Genomic DNA, 1,381 nt, shown 5'->3' with positions numbered 1-1,381 from the left:
GATCCAGTTCATCCGGTAACTCTTCCAAGACGCCGGGTAATCAATGGCATGTCACGGCATCACCCCGCCTCAAGGCAATTAACGCAACAGTCCCGTTCGTTCAGGGCCAAGTGGCAAGCGGCGGCATGCTCATAAGAACGGCATCGGGGTCATGGCCGGTCTCAAGTCCGAATTTCGTACCGCGGTCATAAAGCAGGTTGTATTCGGCATACAGCCCTCGATGGGCGAGCTGCGCGCCGCGGTCGGCTTCGCTCCATGGTGTGGTACGGCGACGCTCCGCCAAGGGAAGAAAGGCGGGCAGGAAGGCCCGTCCGACATCCTGGGTAAAGGCAAAGTCGGCCTCCCAGTCGCCGGTAGAATGATCGTCGAAGAAGATCCCGCCAACCCCCCGCGCCCGGCCCCGGTGCGGTACGTAAAAATAGGTGTCCGCCCAGGCCTTGAAGCGCGGATAGTACTTCGGGTCGTGCCGGTCGCAATGTGCCTTCAGGGTGGCATGAAACCCGGCGGTATCCTCATCGTAGGGCAGGCACGGGTTCAGGTCCGACCCTCCGCCGAACCACCAGCCATGCGGTGTCCAGAACATACGGGTATTCATGTGAACCGCGGGGGTATGCGGGTTCTGCATATGTGCGACAAGGCTAATACCCGAGGCCCAGAAACGGGGATCGTCGGCCATGCCCGGCAGGCCCCGGCGCGCGGCCATGGCACTTTGTGCGGCGGGGGACAGCTCCCCGTATACGGTGGAAATGTTCACACCGACCTTTTCGAATACGCGTCCCCCGCGCATCACGCTCATCACTCCGCCCCCTCCGGTGTCGCGCCGGGTCGGTGAAACATCGAAGCGCCCCGCAGGGCGGTCGGCCAGAGGGCCAGTGATATGGGTCTGTTCCAGAGACTCGAATGCGGTGACGATTTCGTCACGCAGGCTGTGAAACCACGCCGAGGCACGGGCCTTCTGGTCTTCGAACGGATCTGTCATTGCGCGCTCCCTTTTGGGGAAGCCGTATCAGCTTCGCCCAGGCTGCGCCACCAGGTCGCAACAGTCCCGGATGGATCATGTCAGGGTCTTTTCCGGACGCACTTCGGACGCGGTTTCAGCGATTGATTGAGGAAGGGTTAAGCGGTCGTGCGGCGGCGTTACGCTTGAAGCTTTCGCCAGCCACCAGGGCGCGCTGGGGGCTTGCGATCCGCCGCACTGGTCGTGCAAGCGCGGCCCTTCAGGGTCGCCCCAGGGGCAAGGGAAAGCTCGATCCGCATCGCGGCTTTTTGCAGAAATCATCGCGCAGGATACCGGGACTGAACATCTGGGCGTGGCGCTCAGAGGTTTTTCATCCGACTGTTTTTATTCATCGCATTCATGCGTTTGATGCGGCGTTCGACG

Annotated in this window: 1 protein-coding gene and 1 pseudogene; one reads left to right on the top strand and one right to left on the bottom strand. The window is 61.8% G+C overall.

Translation table 11 applies throughout. The features are described 5' to 3' along the window. Positions 1-100 precede the first annotated feature (100 nt). Positions 101-979, bottom strand: coding sequence for an oxygen-dependent coproporphyrinogen oxidase (gene hemF / locus C8N32_RS14760; RefSeq protein WP_107893710.1), 879 nt, complete (start codon positions 977-979; stop codon positions 101-103). A 164-nt stretch (positions 980-1,143) separates the two neighbouring features. Here hemF and C8N32_RS15180 point away from each other — a divergent pair. Then, a pseudogene (locus tag C8N32_RS15180) lies at positions 1,144-1,381 on the top strand (hypothetical protein); the annotation flags it as partial.

Source organism: Rhodovulum imhoffii (assembly GCF_003046545.1).
In the GTDB taxonomy this organism is placed as follows: domain Bacteria; phylum Pseudomonadota; class Alphaproteobacteria; order Rhodobacterales; family Rhodobacteraceae; genus Rhodovulum; species Rhodovulum imhoffii.
Note: the sequence above shows the minus strand (reverse complement) of the source record. Positions and strands in the feature narration are given on the sequence as shown.

Bases quoted from the DNA above. Each gene is read 5' to 3' on its own strand.
- hemF (WP_107893710.1), bottom strand. From the start codon at position 979: ATGACAGATCCGTTCGAAGACCAGAAGGCCCGTGCCTCGGCGTGGTTT.